Origin of the sequence: Mesorhizobium sp. M7A.F.Ca.CA.002.04.1.1, assembly GCF_004022805.1 — a bacterium.
Taxonomy (GTDB): Bacteria; Pseudomonadota; Alphaproteobacteria; order Rhizobiales; family Rhizobiaceae; genus Mesorhizobium; species Mesorhizobium ciceri.
Map to the genome: position 1 here is coordinate 1 of NZ_RZPL01000790.1, position 2,486 is coordinate 2,486.

At 65.6% G+C, this 2,486-nt stretch carries 1 protein-coding gene; it reads left to right on the forward strand.

All coding sequences use genetic code 11. The features are described 5' to 3' along the window. Positions 1–218 precede the first annotated feature (218 nt). A partial coding sequence (locus tag ENZ75_RS28480) for a TIGR02302 family protein (protein ID WP_128278494.1) occupies positions 219–2,486 on the forward strand: 2,268 nt, incomplete at its 3' end.

The window sequence follows — 2,486 nt, forward strand, 5'->3', positions numbered from 1 at the left end:
GGGTATGCAGGATGGAACTATAACGGTCCACTTCACGTTTTTTCGAACCGCCTCGCCTTTGCCGTGTTTGCTGGTATTCTTTGAGTCGTGAGGCGTCGGGCTATCTGCCCGCTCCACAGCATGATCCCGAAACATGGAATCCCTTTCGGAACAGATCATGCTCAAAGGGATAGGGCCGCATCCCGGTTTCGGGATGCCATAGGCTCAAGGAAGGGCCGATGACGCAACGACCCACCTTCAGCAGCGATCGCGGCCTCGCCGGGCGGCTGGCTTTGAGCAGGCTGGCCACGCGGGTCTCGATGGTGGTCGAGCGCGGCTGGCCGTTGCTGCTTCCCCTCGTCATCGTTGCCAGCCTGTTCCTCAGCATCTCCTGGCTCGGGCTATTCTCCCGGCTGCCGGATATGGCGCGCATCGGCCTGGTCGCTGCCTTTGCCATAGCAGCACTGGCCGCGCTTTATCCCCTGCGTTTCTTCCGCCTGCCGGGCGCCGGCGAAATCGACCGCCGCATCGAGGCAGCCAATCAACTGTTGCACAGCCCGGTGCTGGTGCAGACCGACCGGCCAAGCGGCCGGGAAAGCAGCTTCTCGCAGGCGCTATGGCGCGAACACCAGAAGCGCATGGCCGGAAAGCTCGACAACCTCGGCGCCGACCTGCCGCGCACGCGCGTGCCGGAGCGCGACCCTTGGGCCCTGCGCGCGGTGGCGGCACTTTTGCTCGTTACCGCCTTCGCCTTCTCCTTCGGGCCGACGGGCGGCAGGATCAGCGACGGCTTCAATGCCCATGGCGCGCGCGATATCGTGCCGCCGCGCATCGACGCCTGGGTGACGCCGCCGTCCTACACCGGCAAGCCGCCGATCTTCCTGACCGCCGACGCCAACCAGGCCATCCCGACCTTTACGGTTCCCGAAGGCAGTGACGTTTCGCTGCGCGTGACGGGCGGCTCAGGCGAGGAAACGCTCGGCTACGCCGACAAGAATGGCAATTCCCGCGCCATCGACCCGGCTGCGCCGCAGGCCGCCGCCAAGCCGGCTGCAAGCCCGGCGACGCCGTCCAAGGTGCGCCAGTTCACCAGCAAGCTGACCGGCGACGGCACGCTGACGCTGACGTCGGGCGAGGACCAGCTCGGCCGCTGGGCCTTCGCGGTCGTACCGGACAAGCCGCCGCAGATCCGCTTCGTCGGCGAGCCCAAGCGCGCCGCCAACGGCGCCTTCGAGCTCAACTACCAGATCGACGACGACTATGGCGCCGCCACCGCCAAGGCGGTGCTCGCGCTTGCCGATCCGCAGGCGCCGAATGCGCGTCCACTGTACGGTGCACCTGAAATGCCGCTGACGCTGCCGCGCCGCGGCGGCAAGTCGAACGCCGCCAGGACCTCGAAGGACCTGACCGAGCATGTCTGGGCCGGCAGCAGCATCAAGCTGACGCTGGTCGCCACCGACGATGCCGGGCACACCGCATCGAGCGAAACCAAGACGCTGCTGATGCCGGAGCGGCCTTTCGCCAATCCGCTGGCACGCGCCGTGATCGAACAGCGCCGCCTGCTGGCGCTCGACGCCAACGCCAAGCCGCGCGTGCTCGACCTGATGGACGCCATCACGCTGCGGCCGGAAGACACCTTCGACAACATGTCCCACTACCTCGCCATCATGAGCGCCCGCACCCGGCTGAAGATGGCCGACAGCGACGATCAATTGCGCAGCGAGGTCTCCTATCTCTGGGAAATCGCGCTCGGCATCGAGGAAGGCAATCTTTCGGCCGCCGAAAAGCGGCTGCGCCAGGCGCAACAGGCGCTGCAGGACGCCATCAAGAATGGCGCCAGCGACGCTGAAATCGAAAAGGCGATGAAGGAACTGCGCGAGGCGATGAACCAGTTCCTGCAGGAATTCGCGGAGCGCGCCAAGCAAAATCCCAACGCCCCGCAGATGCAGCAGAATGGCCAGGAACTGCGCCAGAGCGACATCGATCGCATGATGGACCAGATCGAGAACCTGGCGAAGTCCGGTGATCGCGACAAGGCCCAGCAATTGCTGTCGCAACTGCAGGACATGATGAACAATCTGCAGGCCGGCCGTCAGCAGCAAGGCGGCCAGCAGGACAGCGAGATGCGCCAGCAGATGGACAAGTTGGGCGAGATCCTGCGCCGTCAGCAGGAGATGATGAACGACACCTTCCGCATGGATCAGATGCAGCGCGGCGAGCGCCAGCGCGGGCAGAACCGTGACGAGCAGCTCGGCGAAGGCGGCCAGGACGAGGACAGACCCGGCGTCGGCGAAGACCGCGATCCGCTCGCCCGGCAAAAGCCGATGACGCCCCAGGAATTCGCCGATGCGCTGAAACAGCTGCAGCAGGGCCAGGGCCAGTTGCAGAGCGACCTCGAACAGCTGAAGAAGGGCCTCGAAGGCATGGGTATGGAGCCCAATGAAGGATTTGGCGAGGCCGGCAAGTCCATGGGCAATGCCGAACAGGCACTCGGCGAGGGCGAAGGC